This is a genomic window from Stenotrophomonas sp. GW821-FHT02D01, assembly GCF_059421765.1.
The window spans coordinates 203,414-220,259 of sequence record NZ_JBWKVP010000002.1; the positions used below are offsets into that span (position 1 = coordinate 203,414).

Genomic DNA, 16,846 nt, shown 5'->3' on the forward strand with positions numbered 1-16,846 from the left:
CTGCCTGGAGCTGCAATGTCACGATTCGCTTCCGCCTGCCTGCTGGCCGGCATGATGACCGCTGCCTCGGTGGGTACCGCCGTGGCCGCTGAAGACACCGACCGTTACGCCTGGCTGGAGGACGTCACCGGCGACAAGCCGTTGTCCTGGGTCAAGGAACAGAACGCCAAGTCCGAGGCGCGCCTGGCGCAGACCCCGGCCTTCAAGCAGATGGAGAGCAGCATCCGCGAGGTGCTCGACTCGGACGCCAAGATTCCCGGCGTGCAGAAGATCGGCGATTACTACTACAACTTCTGGAAGGACAAGCAGCACGAGCGCGGCCTGTGGCGTCGCACCACCCTGGCCGAGTACCGCAAGGCCTCGCCGACCTGGGAAACCGTGCTCGACCTGGATGCGCTGAACAAGGCCGAGAACGAAAACTGGGTCTGGCACGGCGCTGACTGCCTGCGTCCGGATTACAGCCGCTGCCTGATCGCGCTGTCGCGCGGCGGTGCCGACGCCGATGTCACCCGCGAGTTCGACCTGGCCAGCAAGAGCTGGATCAAGGACGGCTTCTTCCGTCCCGAATCGAAGGGCGGCCTGAGCTGGATCGACCGTGACACCGTGTTCGTCTACACCGATTTCGGCAGCGGCTCGATGACCACCTCCGGTTACCCGCGCGTGGCCAAGCTGTGGAAGCGTGGCACGCCGATGTCCGCCGCCAGCCTGGTCTACGAAGGCAAGCCGGAAGACATGTACATCGCGGCGATGCACGATGACACCCCGGGCTTCGAGCGCAACCTGGTCAGCCGTACGCTGGCCTTCTACAACAACGAGATCTACCTGCGCGGCGACGATGGCAAGCTGACCAGGATCGATGCGCCGAACTCGGCCGAGAAGGGCCTGCACAAGCAGTGGCTGACCCTGGAACTGCGCGATCCGTGGACCGTGGGTGGCAAGACCTACGCCTCCGGCGCGCTGCTGGTGACCAAGCTGGATGATTTCCTGGCCGGCAAGCGTGACTTCGAGGTGCTGTTCACCCCGACCGCGACCACCTCGCTGGCCAGTGCCTCGTGGACCAAGAACCACCTGGTGCTGAACGTGCTGGACGACGTCAAGAACCGCCTGTCGGTGCTGACTCCGACCGCCAAGGGCTGGCAGAAGAGCGATTTCGTCGGCGCACCAGCCTTCGGCACCCTGGGCGTCAGTGCGGTCGACAGCAATGACAGTGATGCAGTGTGGCTGACCGCGACCGACTACCTGACCCCGACCACCCTGGCCATTGCCGACATCGGCAAGGCACCGGAAGTGCTCAAGACCATGCCGTCGTTCTTCGATGCCGACGGCAAGGTGATCGAGCAGCACTTCGCTACCAGCAAGGACGGTACCCGCGTGCCGTACTTCGTGGTGCACGACAAGGCGATGAAGCTCGACGGTTCCAATCCGACCCTGCTGTACGGCTACGGTGGTTTCGAGATTTCGCTGACCCCGTCGTACTCGGGCGGCATGGGCCGCGCCTGGCTGGAAAAGGGCGGCGTGTACGTGGTCGCCAACATCCGTGGTGGTGGCGAGTACGGCCCGCGCTGGCACCAGGCGGCGCTGAAGCAGAACCGTCACAAGGCCTATGAAGACATGGCTGCGGTTGCCCAGGACCTTGTTACCCGCAAGATCACTTCTGCCAAGCACCTGGGCGTGCAGGGCGGCAGCAACGGTGGCCTGCTCACCGGCAACATGCTGACCCAGTACCCGGAGCTGTTCGGTGCGGTGGTGGTGCAGGTTCCGCTGCTGGACATGAAGCGTTACAGCCACCTGCTGGCCGGCGCGTCGTGGATGGCCGAGTACGGCAACCCGGATACCAGCGACTGGGAGTTCATCAAGACCTTCTCGCCGTACCACCTGTTCGACGCGAAGAAGAGCTACCCGCCGGTGCTGTTCACCACCTCCACCCGCGATGACCGCGTGCATCCGGGCCACGCCCGCAAGATGGCCGCGAAGATGATCGAGGCCGGCAAGGACGTGACCTACTACGAGAACATCGAAGGCGGTCATGGCGGTGCAGCCAACAACGCGCAGGCCGCGCACATGTCCGCACTGGCCTACAGCTTCCTGTGGGAGCGGTTGGGCGGTAAATGATGAAATGAAAAACGCCGCCCTCGGGCGGCGTTTTTCGTTGGGGTGTGCGAATCCACGCACGGCGTGCGCTGGGCCAGCAGATCCACGCCATGCGTGGATGCCTTGGACGTTACCGGGTCACCCGCCCCAGCTTTTCAACCCGCGCGCGATACGCTCCACCGCCTCCTGCAACCGTGGTACTTCCTGGGTATAGGCCAGGCGTACGTGCTGGTTCGATCGATGGAAGCCGAAATCCAGGCCCGGGGTGAACGCCACATGTTCGGTTTCCAGGAAGTGCGCGCAGAACGCCTGCGCGTCGTCGGTGAACGCGCTGACGTCGGCGTACAGGTAGAACGCACCCTGCGGTTCCACTTCGATGCGGAAGCCCAGTTCGCGCAGGGCCGGCAGCAGGAAGTCGCGGCGCTGCTGGAAGGCCTGGCGGCGCTGCTCGAAGATCGCCATCGCCTCCTCGCTGAAACAGGCAAGGGCCGCGTGCTGGGCGATGCTCGAAGCGCTGATGTACAGGTTCTGCGCCAGCTTCTCCAGGTCGGGTACCGCCGCTGGCGGCGCCACCAGCCAACCCAGTCGCCAGCCGGTCATGCCGAAGTACTTGGAGAAGCTGTTCAGCACGAACGCGCTGTCATCCACCTGCAGCACGCTCGCAGCATCCAGGCCGTAGGTCAGGCCGTGATAGATCTCGTCGACCACCAGGTGGCCGCCGCGCGCATGCAGCGAAGCCGAGAGGGTCGCCAGTTCATCGGCTGACAGCACGGTGCCGGTGGGATTGGCCGGCGATGCCACCAGTGCACCAACGCTGTCGGCGTTCCAGTGCTGCTGCACCAGCGAAGGGGTCAGCTGGTAGGCCGTTTCGGGTCCCACCGGAACGAGCTGCGCGCCGCCTTCCACCAGCCGCAGGAAGTGGCGGTTGCACGGATACCCGGGATCGGCCAGCAGCCAGTGGCGGCCGGGGTCGACCAGCAGGCTGCTGGCCAGCAGCAGCGCGCCGGAGCCGCCGGGCGTGACCAGGATGCGTTCGGGGTCGATATCCAGGCCGTAGTGGCTGCGATAGAAACCGCTGATCGCCTGGCGCAGGGCCGGTAGGCCGCGTGCGGCGGTGTAGCGGGTGTGGCCGGCGGCCAGCGCCGCTTGGCCGGCCCGCACGACCGGTTCGGCGGTGGTGAAGTCCGGCTCGCCGATCTCCAGATGGATCACATCGTGACCGGCCTGTTCCAGCGCCTGTGCGCGGGCCAGCAGGGACATCACATGGAAGGGAGCGATTTCGTGGCTGCGCCGGCTGTAGCCCGGCGTGTGGGGCAGGGTACTCATGCCCCACATGGTACGCCGGGTGTCCCGGTAGTGCCGGCCGCTGGCCGGCAACCTCGGGATGAACAGTCTGCTGCCGTTGCCGGCCAGCGCCCGGCACTACCTCCGCGCGTCCATGACGATCCGCAGGGTTGCCCGCAGCCCCCCCTGCCACCCAGACTCAGGCGCAAGGACGCCATTGCATTGCCGATCAAGGAGCCTTATTTCATGAAATCCACTCTCTGCCTGTTGCTTGCGAGCCTGATGACCAGCACCGCTACCGCCGCCACCCCGCCCGTTCCGCCGGATGTTGAGAAGCGTCCGCACGTGGTCAAGGCGCCGTTCGGCGCGACCCGCAACGATGACTATTACTGGCTGCGCGACGACAAGCGCGAGGACAAGGCCATGCTGGCCTACCTGCAGGCCGAGAACGCCTACGCCGACCAGCTGCTGGCACCGCTGAAGCCGCTGGAGGATGCGCTGTACGGCGAGATCGTCGGCCGCATCAAGCAGGACGATGCCAGCGTTCCGGCGCGCGAGCGCGGCTACTGGTACTACAGCCGCTACGAGACCGGCCAGGACTATCCCATCCATGCGCGCCGCAAGGCCAGCATGGACGCGCCGGAAGAGGTCCTGCTCAACGTCAACACGATGGCTGCCGGCAAGGGCTATTTCAGCGTCGGCTCGATGGAGGTCAGCCAGGACAACCAGCTGCTGGCCTGGGCCGACGATGACGTGGGTCGCCGCCAGTACGTCATCCGCTTCAAGGACCTGCGTACCGGCGCGGTGCTGCCGGACACGATCACCGGCACCTCCGGTGACCTGGTCTGGGCCGACGACAACCGCACCGTGCTGTATGTCGAGAACGATCCGGAAACCCTGCTGACCGTGCGGGTGAAGAAGCACGTGCTGGGCACCCCGGCCAGCGCCGACACCGTCGTCTACGAAGAGAAGGACGACAGCTTCTACATGGGCATCGGCCGCACCCGCGACGATCGCTTCATCACCATCGGCGTGCACAGCACCGTGTCCTCCGAAGAGCGCTACGCGCCGGCCAGCGACCCGACCACGTTCACCGTGCTCGCCCCGCGCCAGCGCGACGTGGAGTACGACGCCGACCACTACGACGGCCGCTGGGTGATCCGCACCAATGATGGTGCGAAGAACTTCAAGCTGGTGACCGCACCGACCGACGCCACCTCGCGCGCACAGTGGAAGGACTGGATCGCCCATGACGATGCAGTGTTCATCGAAGGCTTCGAACTGTTCGATACCTACACCGCCATCGCCGAACGTTCCGAAGGCCTGGAGCGCATCCGGCTGCTGTTCAAGGACGGCCGCAACGACTACGTAAAGGCCGACGAACCGGCCTATTCGATGGGCCTGGGCGACAACACCGAGGCTGACACCACGTGGCTGCGCTACGTGTACACCTCGATGACCACGCCGACCACGGTGTACGAACTGAACACCGCCACCGGTGAGCGTCGCCAGCTGAAGCAGCAGCCGGTGATCGGCTATGACGCCTCGAAGTACGAGACCGACCGGGTGTGGATCACCGCGCGCGACGGGGTGAAGGTGCCGGTGTCGCTGGTCTATCGCAAGGGCTACAGGAAGGATGGCACCGGCGCGCTGTTCCAGTACGCCTACGGCAGCTACGGCATGTCGATGGACCCCTACTTCAACCAGACCGCGGTGAGCCTGCTCGACCGTGGCGTGGTGTACGCCATCGCCCACATCCGCGGTGGCCAGGAAATGGGCCGCGACTGGTACGAAAACGGCAAGCTGCTGCACAAGCAGAACACCTTCAACGACTTCATCGACGTCACCCGTGGCCTGGTGGCACAGGGCTGGGCGGCGAAGGACCGTGTTGCCGCGTCCGGTGGCAGCGCCGGTGGCCTGCTGATGGGCGCCATTGCCAACCAGGCGCCGCAGGACTACCGCGTGCTGGTGGCGCAGGTGCCGTTCGTGGACGTGGTCACCACCATGCTCGACCCGACCATCCCGCTGACCACCAACGAGTATGACGAGTGGGGCAACCCCGAGCAGAAGCCGTACTACGAGTACATGCTGTCCTACTCGCCCTACGACAACGTGAAAAAGCAGGGCTATCCGTCGTTGTTCGTGGGCACCGGCCTGTGGGATTCGCAGGTGCAGTACTGGGAGCCGGCCAAGTGGGTGGCCAAGCTGCGTGACGACAACACGGGCCACTTCCCGATCCTGTTCCGCACCAACATGGAAGCCGGCCACGGCGGCAAGTCCGGCCGCTTCCAGCGTTACCGCGAACTGTCCGAGTCGTATGCGTTCGTGCTGCAGCAGTTGGGCATCGAAGCGCCCGCTGCCGGCGCTGCGACGGAATGACGCATCGTGGCGGCGGTGATATCGCCGCCGCCACCTGCGCTGGGTATCCTTGCGCGATGAGCCTGCCCGAACCGCCCGCCACCAAGGACCTGCCAGCGCCCACCCGGCCGGTGCGGTTCCGTTGGGCGTGGTGGCTGCTGGCCTATGCCAGCCTGGGCACCGGCATCGTCGGCATTTTCGTGCCGGGGCTGCCCACCACCGTATTCATCCTGATCTCGGCCTGGGCCGCCTCGCGCGGCTCCGAGCGGCTGCACGGCTGGCTGCTGCAGCACCCGCGCTTCGGCCCGGCCATTGCCAACTGGCAGGCACATGGTGCGGTCAGCCGCTACGGCAAATGGATGGCCACGATCACCATGGCAGTGTGCGCCGGCATCATGCTGTGGTGCGTGCCGGTGGCCTGGGTGAAGTGGTTCTCCATCGGCAGCATGATCGTGGTCGCGATCTGGCTGTGGACCCGGCCGCTGCCGCCGGCAGATTGATCTCTCCCGCCGGGCACGGCCCAGCGCTGCCAAGGGTGCCGGGTTGCGGTAGCGCCGGGTCATGCCTGGCGGATGCGTGGCCCCGCATCCTGCACCAACCGCTCAGCCGCCAATGGCTATACTCGGGGCATGAACATCCCCCATCGCAATGTCATCCTGATTCCGCTGGCAGCGGCCTCGCTGCTGTTCCTCGCCGCATGCGGCAACAAGGGCCCGCTGGTGCTGCCGCAGAAGCCGGTGCCGGTGGAAGAAACCGTCGAACCGGCCACCGATGCCGACACCACGCCCGCTGCCACCCAGGATCCCCGCGACGGTAGTCCGTCGGTGACCCCGGACCCTGTCAAGAAGGTGGACGACGGGAATGAGTAAGGCGGTTTCCAACGGCCTGCGCTTCAGCAAGATGCACGGCGCGGGCAACGATTTCGTAGTGATCGACCTGCGCGACGGCACCCCGCCGCCCACCCCGGAACTGGCCGCGCGCCTGGCCGATCGCCATACCGGCGTCGGCTGCGACCAGATCCTGACCGTCGAGCCACCGCGCGCCGAAGGCTCCGTTGCCTCGTACCGCATCTGGAACGCCGATGGTTCCAATTCAGAGCAGTGCGGCAACGGCGCGCGCTGCATCGCTGCCTGGCTGGTGCGCGAGGGCAGTGCGCAGGGCGATCGCTTCGTGATTGACAGCCCGCTGGCCAGCCACGCCGTGGATGTCCTCGGCGATGGCCAGTACGCGGTGGCGATGGGCGTGCCGCTGTTCGATCCGGCGCAGGTGCCGCTGATCGGCTTCGCCCACCCGCGCGAGGAATACCTGCTGCCACTGCAGGGTGAGACCGTGCGCTTCGCGGCGGTGTCGATGGGCAATCCGCACGCGGTGATCGAAGTCGGCCTGGTCGACGCTGCACCGGTTGAGCGCGTGGGTGGACTGCTGCAGCAGCATGCCTCGTTCCCGAAGTCGGTGAACGTGGGCTTTGCCCAGGTGATGGGCCCGGAACATGCGCGCCTGCGCGTGTTCGAGCGCGGCGTGGGTGAAACCCTGGCCTGCGGCAGTGGCGCCTGCGCTGCCGCCGTGACCCTGATGCAGCGCGGCCGACTGCAGCGCGATGCTCGCATCAGCCTGCCTGGTGGCGACCTGCGCATCCAGTGGCCGGGCGATGGCCAGCCGGTGGTGATGGCGGGCCCCACCGCATTCGTCTTCGAAGGGGAGTGGATTGCATGACTGAGACCGTCGACAAGCTCGGTGCCCATGAAGTCGCGGCCTGGTTGCGGCGCCATCCGGGCTTCCTCAAGCAGTTCCCGGACCTGGCGCTGACCCTGGTGGTGCCACGCGATGACGGCCCGACCGCATCGCTGGCGAGCTACCAGCTGGAAGTGCTGCGCGAGAAGAACCGCGAGCTGGCGCGACGATTGGCCGACCTGGGCGCGACCGCGCAGGTCAACGAGCGGCTGGCGGTGCGCACGCATCAGCTCACCCTGGCCCTGATGAAGCAGGACAACGCCGCCGATACGCTGCGCGCGATGGCGGCGTCGCTGCAGGAAGACTTCGCCGGCGATCTGGTGCGGCTGGTCGTGCATGCGCCGGTGGCCGGACTGGAGCAGGCCGAATGGCTGCAGGTGCTGGCTGCCGATGATGCGCAGCTGGGCCCGTTCCGCGACTGCCTGAAGGATGGTGAGCCGATCTGTGGCCGCCTGCAGAGCGACAAGAACGCCGTGCTGTACGGCGCGCGCAGCGAGGAAGTGCAGACCACCGCGCTGCTGCCGTTGCCGGGCGTCTGCCTGATCGCGGTGGGCAGCCATGATCCGAACCGCTTCTATCCCGGCATGGGCACGCTGTTCCTGCGGATGATGGGCGAGGCCCTGGTGACCGGGCTCAAGCGCTTCGCGGATTGAGCGGGACACGACGACGATGAGCGCGGTGCAGGCGTTCCTGCAGCACCTGCAGGTGGAGCGGCGGATGTCGGCGCATACGCTCGATGCCTATCGCCGCGACCTGGATGCGTTGTCGGTGTGGGCCGAGCCCCGCGGGGTGGCCGTGGAGGCATTGGATGCCGACGCGGTGCGCCAGTTCGTTGCCGATGAACACCGCCGCGGCCTGTCGGCCAAGAGCCTGCAGCGCCGGCTGTCGGCCTGCCGCAGCTTCTATGCCTGGCTGCTCAAGCATGGCCGTATCGAGGCCAGCCCGGCAGCGACGCTGAAGGCTCCACGTGCGCCACGACGGTTACCGCAGGTGCTCGATGCCGACGAAGCCGTGCAGCTGGTTGAACTGGAGCCGGAAGGCGAGCTGGGTCGTCGTGACCGCGCGCTGCTGGAACTGTTCTATTCCTCCGGCCTGCGCTTGAGCGAAGTCTGCGCGCTGACCTGGCGCGATCTGGATTTCGCCAGTGGCCTGGTCAACGTGATGGGCAAGGGCAACCGGCAACGTCGCGTCCCGTTCGGAAAGCCGGCACGCGAAGCGCTTCTGACCTGGCGCAGCGAAAGCGGCGGTGGTGCCGCCACACCGGTTTTTCCTGGTCGCAACGGGCCGATCAGCCAGCGCGCGGTACAGATCCGCATCCGTCAGCTGGCCCAGCGCCAAGGCCTGTTCAAGCACGTGCACCCGCACATGCTGCGGCACAGTTTCGCCAGCCACATCCTGGAATCCTCCGGTGACCTGCGCGGTGTGCAGGAACTGCTCGGCCATGCCGACATCGCCACCACGCAGATCTACACCCACCTGGATTTCCAGCACCTGGCCAAGGTCTACGATGCGGCGCATCCGCGCGCGAAACGCCGCAGCGACAAGAGCGGAAAGCCTGAATAGCGCCGTCTTGATTTCAGTCAGGGCAGCATAGCTGCGACTGGTGCATCGTGGCCGCAGGCCACGAAGAGATGCCGACCATGGCAAAGCCCATTCCGCTGCGTCCCAAGCACCCCGAGCGCATCTGCTGGGGCTGCGACCGTTACTGCGCCGCCGACGCACTGGCCTGTGGCAACGGCTCGGGCCGCACCCAGCACCCGATCGAGACGCAAGGTGAGGACTGGTACGTGGCGTGGGGCATTGAACCCAATCCGGACCGGCCATCGCATGCCAAGCGCTGAACGGCAGCTATCGGTACGGGCTTGATCGCTTCGGCGGCTGTCCCCATGTCCCGTGAACAGCTATCGGAGGCCGCATGGACCCCAGTCAGAATCCCACCGTTTTCCACGCCACCACCATCGTCTGCGTTCGTCGCGGCGAGCACGTGGCCATTGCCGGCGACGGCCAGGTCACCCTCGGCCACACGGTGATGAAGGGCAACGCACGCAAGGTCCGCCGCCTTGGCCGCGATGGCCAGGTGCTGGCCGGCTTTGCCGGTGCCGCCGCCGATGCCTTCACCCTGTTCGAGCTGTTCGAAGCCAAGCTGGAGAAGCATGGCCAGCTGCAGCGTGCCGCGGTGGAACTGGCCAAGGATTGGCGCACCGAGCGCCGCCTCGGCAAGCTCGAAGCCCTGCTGGCGGTGGCCGACAAGGAAACCTCGCTGATCATCAGCGGCACCGGCGACGTGATCGAGCCGGAGGACGGCATCATCGCCATCGGTTCCGGTGGTTCGTATGCGCTGTCCGCTGCACGCGCGCTGATGGCGCACACCGAACTGGACGCACGCACCATCGCCAGCGAAGCGATCAACATCGCCGGTGACATCTGCATCTACACCAACCGCAACGTGGTGGTCGAAGAGCTGTGAGGGTAGTGCCGGCCGCTGGCCAGCAACCCGATCAGCCCAGACACGCGTGCCTGGTTGCCGGCCAGCGGCCGGCACTACCAACATTGAATCCGTGAGCACACCCATGCCGCACAAGATCGAAGTTTCCTCCGCCACCATGACCCCGCGCGAGATCGTGCAGGAGCTGGACCGGCACATCGTCGGCCAGCATGACGCCAAGCGCGCGGTCGCCATCGCCCTGCGCAACCGCTGGCGCCGCATGCAGCTGCAGCCCGAGCTGCGCAACGAGGTCATGCCCAAGAACATCCTGATGATCGGCCCGACCGGCGTCGGCAAGACCGAGATCGCGCGCCGCCTGGCCACGCTGGCCAACGCGCCGTTCGTGAAGGTCGAAGCGACCCGCTTCACCGAAGTCGGCTATGTCGGCAAGGATGTCGAGCAGATCATCCGTGACCTGGCCGATACCGCCGTCAAGCTGTACCGCGAGCAGGCCAAGGTGCGCGTGCGCACGCAGGCCGAAGAACGCGCCGAAGACCGCATCCTCGACGCGCTGCTGCCACGCCGCAGCGGTGGTATCGGCTTCGACCCGGAAGCGGCACGCAACGAACCGTCGGCGCAGGACAACGAGACCCGCATCAAGTTCCGCAAGATGCTGCGCAACGGCGAACTGGACGATCGCGAAATCGAGCTCGACCTGACCGCCAACGTCAGCATGGACATCATGACCCCCCCGGGCATGGAGGAAATGGGCCAGCAGCTGAAGTCCATGTTCGCCAACCTCGGTGGTGGCGCCAAGGCGCACAAGCGCACGCTGACCATCAAGGCTGCGCGCCCGCTGCTGCAGGAAGAAGAAGCCGGCAAGCTGGTCAACGAGGACGATATCCGCACTGCCGCGATCGAAGCCTGCGAGCAGCACGGCATCGTGTTCATCGACGAGATCGACAAGGTCGCCAAGCGAGGTGACAACGTGGGTGGCGGTGATGTCTCGCGCGAAGGCGTGCAGCGCGATCTGCTGCCGCTGGTGGAAGGTTCCAACGTGTCCACCAAGTACGGCACTATCAAGACCGACCACATCCTGTTCATCGCATCGGGCGCGTTCCACCTGGCCAAGCCAAGCGACCTGATCCCTGAGCTGCAGGGCCGCTTCCCGATCCGCGTGGAGCTGGGTGCGCTGAGCAAGGCTGATTTCGTGCGCATCCTGACCGAACCCAAGGCCGCGCTGACCAAGCAGTACGAAGCGCTGCTGGCTACCGAAGGCGTCAAGGTCAGCTTCACTACCGATGCCATCGACCGTTTGGCCGAGATCGCCTTCCAGGTGAACGAGCGCCAGGAGAACATCGGTGCGCGCCGCCTGCATACCGTGCTGGAGCGCCTGCTGGATTCGCTCAGCTATGAAGCACCGGACCGCGATGGTGAAACCCTGGCCATCGACAGTGCCTATGTCGATGCGCACCTGGGTGAACTGGTGCAGGACCCGGACCTGAGCCGTTACATCCTGTAACCGGGAATGCGAAAAGGCCGCCGAAAGGCGGCCTTTTTCGTTGCGGCGATCGCCTCCGGTAGGTGCCGACCTTGGTCGGCACGCGGACGCGCCCGTCGCGCCATGGTCGGCCCGCCGACCAGGGTCGGCGCCTACCGGTCCGGCAGCGGCTCCGGCACCGAACCCGGTACGAACACGCCTTCCTTCACGTAGGCGGCCAGGGTCATGTCCAGCGCCAGCATGCCGTCGCGCTTGAGGTCCATCAGGTCCGGTTCGACCATCGCCCCGTGCAGCACGCCGAGCACGGTGGCGTGCAGCATGCGCGCGGCGATCTTCGGGTCGGCGCCGTCACGCAGCTGGCCCAGGTCCTGGGCACGGCGCAGGGCGCGTTCCATGCGGTCCAGGGCATCGCGGAAGCCGCTCTGCTGCAGTTCGGTCAGCACCCTGGTGTCGGCCGAGGCATCGCTGCGCAGCATGATTTCCATGGTCTTGCGCAGGCGCTCGTCCTCGGACAGCTCGATGAACGAGTGGATCATCACCGCGCGCAGGTCATGTATCGGCGTGTCGCGCTGGTCGGTGGAGGTGCGCTCCAGCTCCTGCATGAAGGGCAGGTGCACCCGCTCGACGATCGCGGTCAGCACCTCGCCCTTGTTCTTGAAATGCCAGTACACGGCGCCGCGGGTGTAGCCGGCGCGGGCACCGATCATCTCCAGCGTGGTCCGGGCCACACCGTGTTCGTGGAAACAGGCTTCGGCGGCATCAAGGATGCCTTCACGGGTTGCCTGGGTGTCCTCTTTGGTCTTACGGGCCATGAGCGGGTACGAGTGCAGGTGAAACGTGGCTGAATTGTACCGGTTTACAAACAAACGCGCATGTATGTATATTTCCCTCCCATCATTCCCGTCGTGTGCGTGGCAGGCCCGTCCTGGCTCCCACTCCACCCGGGTGGGCGCTGTCCGTGCGGCCTTCCCTCCAGCAAGGAGAGGGGGCGCCTTGTCAGCCCCTGCTGAGATCCCTCCCTTCAAGAGCCATTCCCATCATGTTGCTGAGCCGAATCCGACCCTTCGCGTTGTCGCTGGCGATCGCTGCCACCGTCGCTGCCTGCGGCGGCCAACCCCAGGCGCCCGAACAGGGACCGGGCCAGGTCAGCGTGGTCACGCTGAAGTCCGAGACCGTCGGGCTGACCCGTGAGCTGCCGGGCCGCACCAATGCCTTCCTGGTGGCCGAAGTGCGCCCGCAGGTCAATGGCATCGTCGCCAAGCGCCTGTTCACCGAGGGTGGGATGGTCAAGGCCGGCGAGCCGCTGTACCAGATCGAGGACGCCAGCTACCGCGCCCAGGCCAACAGTGCGCGTGCACAGCTGGCCCGCGCCGAAGCCACCGCCAATGCGGCGCGGTTGAGCGCCAAGCGCATCACCGAGCTGGCCAAGGTCGACGCGGTCAGCCAGCAGGATCTGGAAAACGCCGTGGCTGCGCAGAAGCAGGCAGAGGCCGATGTCGGCGCCGCCAAGGCCTCACTGGATGCCGCCAACGTGACCCTCGGCTATGCGCGCATCACCGCGCCGATCAGCGGCCGCATCGGCAAGTCCAGCGTCACCCAGGGCGCGCTGGTCAGCGCCGGCCAGGCCACGGCGCTGGCAACCGTGCAGCAGCTGGACCCGATCTACGTCGACCTGACCCAGTCCTCGGCCGAGCTGCTGCAGCTGCGCCGCGAACTGGCCGCCGGCCGCCTGCAGGACAACCAGCAGACGCCGGTCAGCATCCTGATGGAAGACGGCAGCACCTTCGAACACAAGGGCACGCTGGAGTTCTCCGAAGTCAGCGTCGATCCGGCCACCGGCAGCTTCGCGCTGCGGGTCAGGGTCGACAACCCCGACGGTCTGCTGATGCCGGGCATGTACGTGCGCGCGGTGATCGGCGGCGGTGTGCGCAGCGACGCAGTGCTGGTGCCGATGCAGGGCATCGCCCGCGATCCGAAGGGCGATACCAGTGCAATGGTGGTCGGCAAGGACAACAAGGTCGAAGTGCGCCCGGTCAAGGTCAGCCGCACCGTCGGCGACAAGTGGCTGGTCGAGGACGGCCTGAAGGCCGGCGACAAGGTCATCGTCGAAGGCCTGCAGAAAATCGGCCCGGGCATGCCCGTGAATGCCACCGAACAGGGCGCCGCCCCGGCCAAGCCGGCCGCCGCCCAACCTGCAGCTGCGGCCGCAGGCGCGAAGTAAGCGGAGAACTCCATGGCACGTTTCTTCATCGATCGACCCATCTTCGCGTGGGTCATCGCGATCATCATCATGCTCGCCGGCGGCCTGGCCCTGTTCAAGCTGCCGATCTCGATGTACCCCAACGTCGCACCGCCGGCGGTGGAAATCAGCGCCAGCTACCCGGGTGCTTCGGCCAAGGTGGTCGAAGACTCGGTGACGCAGATCATCGAGCAGAACATGAAGGGCCTTGATGGCCTGATCTATTTCTCCTCCAACAGCTCGTCCAACGGCCAGGCCACCATCACCCTGACCTTCGAGAGCGGGACCAACCCCGACATCGCCCAGGTGCAGGTGCAGAACAAGCTGCAGCTGGCGATGCCGCTGCTGCCGCAGGAAGTGCAGCGGCAGGGCATCAACGTGGCCAAGTCCAGCTCGGGCTTCCTGAACGTCATCGCGTTCGTGTCCGAAGACGGCAGCATGGATGCCAACGACATCGCCGACTACGTCGGTTCCAACGTCGTGGACCGTCTCAGCCGCGTTCCGGGCGTGGGCAACATCCAGGTGTTCGGTGGCAAGTACGCCATGCGCATCTGGCTGGACCCGAACAAGCTGCACACCTACGGCATGTCGGTGCCCGAGGTGGTCGCTGCGGTGAAGGCACAGAACGCGCAGGTGGCCATCGGCCAGTTGGGTGGTGCGCCGTCGGTGAAGGGCCAGCAGCTCAATGCCACCATCAACGCGCAGTCGCGCCTGCAGACCCCGGAACAGTTCCGCAACATCATCGTGCGCGGTGCGCAGGACGGTGCCGAGCTGCGCCTGGGCGATGTAGCCCGCGTCGAGCTGGGCGCCGAGTCGTACGACTTCGTCACCCGCTACAACGGGCAGCCGGCCAGCGGCCTGGCGGTCACCCTGGCCACCGGCGCCAACGCGCTGGATACCGCTGCCGGTGTCGATGAAACGCTGAAGGAACTGGAAGGCTTCTTCCCGGCCGGCCTGAAGGCCGAGATCCCGTACGACACCACCCCGTTCGTGCGCGTGTCGATCAAGGGCGTGGTGCAGACCCTGCTCGAAGCGATCGTGCTGGTGTTCGTGGTGATGTACCTGTTCCTGCAGAACTTCCGCGCCACCCTGATCCCCACCATCGCCGTGCCGGTGGTGCTGCTGGGTACCTTCGGCGTGCTGTCGGTGCTGGGCTTCTCGGTGAACATGCTGACCATGTTCGCGATGGTGCTGGCCATCGGCCTGCTGGTGGACGATGCCATCGTGGTGGTGGAGAACGTCGAGCGCATCATGTCCGAAGAGGGCCTGTCGCCGCTGGAAGCCACCCGCAAGTCGATGAGCCAGATCACCGGCGCGCTGGTGGGCATCGGCCTGGTGCTGTCGGCGGTGTTCGTGCCGATGGCCTTCATGAGCGGCTCCACCGGCGTGATCTACCGGCAGTTCTCGGCGACGATCGTCTCGGCGATGGCGTTGTCGGTGCTGGTCGCGATCGTGCTGACGCCAGCGTTGTGCGCGACCATGCTCAAGCCGCTGAAGAAGGGGGAGCATCATGTCGCCCACCGCGGTTTCGCCGGTCGCTTCTTCAATGGTTTCAACCGTGGCTTCGACCGCACCAGCGAGAGCTACCAGCGTGGCGTTCGCGGCATCCTGCACCGTCCGTGGCGGTTCATGGGCATCGTGGCCGCGCTGTTCCTGCTGATGGGCGTGCTGTTCGTGCGCCTGCCCAGCTCGTTCCTGCCCAACGAAGACCAGGGCGTGCTGATGGCGCTGGTGCAGGCGCCGGTGGGCGCAACCCAGGAGCGCACGCTGGAATCGATCGCCGCGCTCGAAAAGCACTTCATGGAAAACGAGAAGGGTGCGGTCGAATCGGTGTTCTCGGTGCAGGGCTTCAGCTTCGCCGGCATGGGCCAGAACGCGGGCATGGCCTTCGTCAAGTTGAAGGACTGGAAGGATCGTGACGCCGACAACGGCGTGATGCCGATCACCGGACGTGCGATGGCCGCGCTGGGGCAGATCAAGGATGCCTTCATCTTTGCCTTCCCGCCGCCGGCCATTCCGGAACTGGGTACGGCCTCCGGCTACACCTTCTTCCTGAAGGACAACAGCGGCCAGGGCCACGAAGCATTGTTGGCGGCCCGCAACCAGCTGCTCGGCTTGGCGGCCGGCAGCAAGAAGCTGGCCAACGTGCGACCGAACGGCCAGGAAGACACGCCGCAGTTCCGCATCGATATCGATGTGGCCAAGGCCAGCTCGCTGGGCCTGTCGATCGACCAGGTCAACACCACCCTGGCCACCGCGTGGGGCAGCTCGTACATCGATGACTTCATCGATCGCGGTCGCGTCAAGCGCGTGTTCGTGCAGGCTGACCAACCGTTCCGCATGGTGCCGGAGGACTTCGATCTCTGGTCGGTGAAGAACGACAAGGGCGAGATGGTTCCGTTCAGCGCCTTCGCCAGCAAGCATTGGGACTACGGCTCGCCGCGCCTGGAACGCTACAACGGCGTGTCGGCTACCGAAATCCAGGGCGAACCGGCCCCGGGCGTGGCGTCCGGTGATGCCATGGCCGAGATCGAACAGCTGGCCAAGCAGTTGCCGACGGGCTTCGGTGTCGAGTGGACGGCGATGTCCTATCAGGAACGCCAGGCGGGCTCGCAGACGCCGCTGCTGTACACGCTGTCGCTGATGATCGTGTTCCTGTGCCTTGCCGCCTTGTACGAAAGCTGGAGCGTGCCGACCTCGGTGCTGCTGGTGGCGCCGCTGGGCATTCTCGGTGCGGTGCTGGCCAACACCTTCCGTGGCATGGAGCGCGACATCTATTTCCAGGTGGCGATGCTGACCACGGTAGGCCTGACCAGCAAGAACGCGATCCTGATCGTCGAGTTCGCCAAGGAGCATCTGGAGAAGGGCGCGGGGCTGATCGAAGCGACGATGCACGCGGTCCGCGACCGTCTGCGCCCGATCATCATGACCTCGCTGGCCTTCGGCATGGGCGTGCTGCCGCTGGCGATCTCCAGCGGTGCCGGCTCCGGCGCCAAGCAGGCGATCGGCACCGGCGTGCTCGGTGGCATGGTGGTCGGCACTGTACTCGGCGTGTTCTTCGTGCCGCTGTTCTTCGTCGTGGTGCAGCGCGTGTTCAAGAAGCGCAACGCCACCAGCTGATTCGAAACGGTAGTGCCGGCCGCTGGCCGGCAGCTGCTGCTCGCTTGATGTGAATCCAATGAGGTTGCCGGCCAGCGGCCGGCACTACCTCCTGCCA

The 16,846-nt window shown here is 66.0% G+C and carries 14 protein-coding genes; 12 read left to right on the top strand and 2 right to left on the bottom strand.

Going from position 1 to position 16,846, the window contains the following annotated elements; genetic code table 11:
• The first annotated feature begins 15 nt into the window (after positions 1 to 15).
• On the top strand, positions 16 to 2,112 hold the full coding sequence (locus AC07UW_RS05835; RefSeq protein ID WP_495211619.1) for a prolyl oligopeptidase family serine peptidase: 2,097 nt from the start codon (positions 16 to 18) through the stop codon (positions 2,110 to 2,112).
• A gap of 117 nt (positions 2,113 to 2,229) precedes the next feature.
• Here the strand turns inward: AC07UW_RS05835 and AC07UW_RS05840 are convergent, their stop codons facing one another.
• Complete coding sequence (locus AC07UW_RS05840) at positions 2,230 to 3,417, bottom strand: pyridoxal phosphate-dependent aminotransferase (RefSeq protein WP_312785880.1); 1,188 nt, start codon at positions 3,415 to 3,417, stop codon at positions 2,230 to 2,232.
• A gap of 204 nt (positions 3,418 to 3,621) precedes the next feature.
• On the opposite strand from AC07UW_RS05840, the gene AC07UW_RS05845 reads away from it, so the two are divergent.
• The 9 genes from AC07UW_RS05845 to hslU all read left to right on the top strand — a co-directional run bounded on the left by AC07UW_RS05845 (position 3,622) and on the right by hslU (position 11,411).
• Positions 3,622 to 5,754 (top strand): S9 family peptidase, encoded by a 2,133-nt coding sequence (locus AC07UW_RS05845; RefSeq protein WP_313250653.1) that lies wholly within the window; start codon positions 3,622 to 3,624, stop codon positions 5,752 to 5,754.
• 56 nt (positions 5,755 to 5,810) lie between these two features.
• Positions 5,811 to 6,233 (top strand): YbaN family protein, encoded by a 423-nt coding sequence (locus AC07UW_RS05850; RefSeq protein ID WP_495211620.1) that lies wholly within the window; start codon positions 5,811 to 5,813, stop codon positions 6,231 to 6,233.
• A 129-nt stretch (positions 6,234 to 6,362) separates the two neighbouring features.
• Positions 6,363 to 6,602, top strand: coding sequence for an LPS translocon maturation chaperone LptM (gene lptM / locus AC07UW_RS05855; RefSeq protein ID WP_312785878.1), 240 nt, complete (start codon positions 6,363 to 6,365; stop codon positions 6,600 to 6,602).
• Positions 6,595 to 7,446: a diaminopimelate epimerase gene (gene dapF, locus AC07UW_RS05860; protein ID WP_223496618.1), complete on the top strand. Its 852-nt coding sequence runs from the start codon at positions 6,595 to 6,597 to the stop codon at positions 7,444 to 7,446. Before lptM ends, dapF begins: the two co-directional genes overlap by 8 nt.
• A complete protein-coding gene (locus AC07UW_RS05865; protein WP_495211621.1) occupies positions 7,443 to 8,117 on the top strand; it encodes a DUF484 family protein in 675 nt (224 codons plus the stop codon). The genes dapF and AC07UW_RS05865 overlap by 4 nt, the downstream gene beginning before the upstream one ends.
• 16 nt (positions 8,118 to 8,133) lie before the next feature.
• Positions 8,134 to 9,027: a tyrosine recombinase XerC gene (gene xerC / locus AC07UW_RS05870; RefSeq protein WP_313250651.1), complete on the top strand. Its 894-nt coding sequence runs from the start codon at positions 8,134 to 8,136 to the stop codon at positions 9,025 to 9,027.
• 77 nt (positions 9,028 to 9,104) lie between these two features.
• Positions 9,105 to 9,305: a DUF3079 domain-containing protein gene (locus AC07UW_RS05875; protein WP_025877286.1), complete on the top strand. Its 201-nt coding sequence runs from the start codon at positions 9,105 to 9,107 to the stop codon at positions 9,303 to 9,305.
• A 74-nt stretch (positions 9,306 to 9,379) separates the two neighbouring features.
• Positions 9,380 to 9,931 (top strand): ATP-dependent protease subunit HslV, encoded by a 552-nt coding sequence (gene hslV, locus AC07UW_RS05880; RefSeq protein ID WP_025877284.1) that lies wholly within the window; start codon positions 9,380 to 9,382, stop codon positions 9,929 to 9,931.
• Between the two features lie 103 nt (positions 9,932 to 10,034).
• Positions 10,035 to 11,411: an ATP-dependent protease ATPase subunit HslU gene (gene hslU, locus AC07UW_RS05885; RefSeq protein ID WP_025877282.1), complete on the top strand. Its 1,377-nt coding sequence runs from the start codon at positions 10,035 to 10,037 to the stop codon at positions 11,409 to 11,411.
• Between the two features lie 131 nt (positions 11,412 to 11,542).
• Here hslU and smeT read toward each other — a convergent pair whose 3' ends face one another.
• Positions 11,543 to 12,202, bottom strand: a complete 660-nt coding sequence (smeT, locus tag AC07UW_RS05890; RefSeq protein ID WP_312108198.1) for an efflux transporter SmeDEF transcriptional repressor SmeT — start codon at positions 12,200 to 12,202, stop codon at positions 11,543 to 11,545.
• Between the two features lie 227 nt (positions 12,203 to 12,429).
• On the opposite strand from smeT, the gene smeD reads away from it, so the two are divergent.
• Positions 12,430 to 13,611, top strand: coding sequence for a multidrug efflux RND transporter periplasmic adaptor subunit SmeD (gene smeD, locus AC07UW_RS05895; protein ID WP_032976547.1), 1,182 nt, complete (start codon positions 12,430 to 12,432; stop codon positions 13,609 to 13,611).
• 12 nt (positions 13,612 to 13,623) lie between these two features.
• The gene (gene smeE / locus AC07UW_RS05900; protein ID WP_495211622.1) at positions 13,624 to 16,749 is read left to right on the top strand and encodes a multidrug efflux RND transporter permease subunit SmeE; all 3,126 of its coding nucleotides are present in this window, start codon (positions 13,624 to 13,626) and stop codon (positions 16,747 to 16,749) included.
• The last annotated feature ends 97 nt before the right edge of the window (positions 16,750 to 16,846 follow it).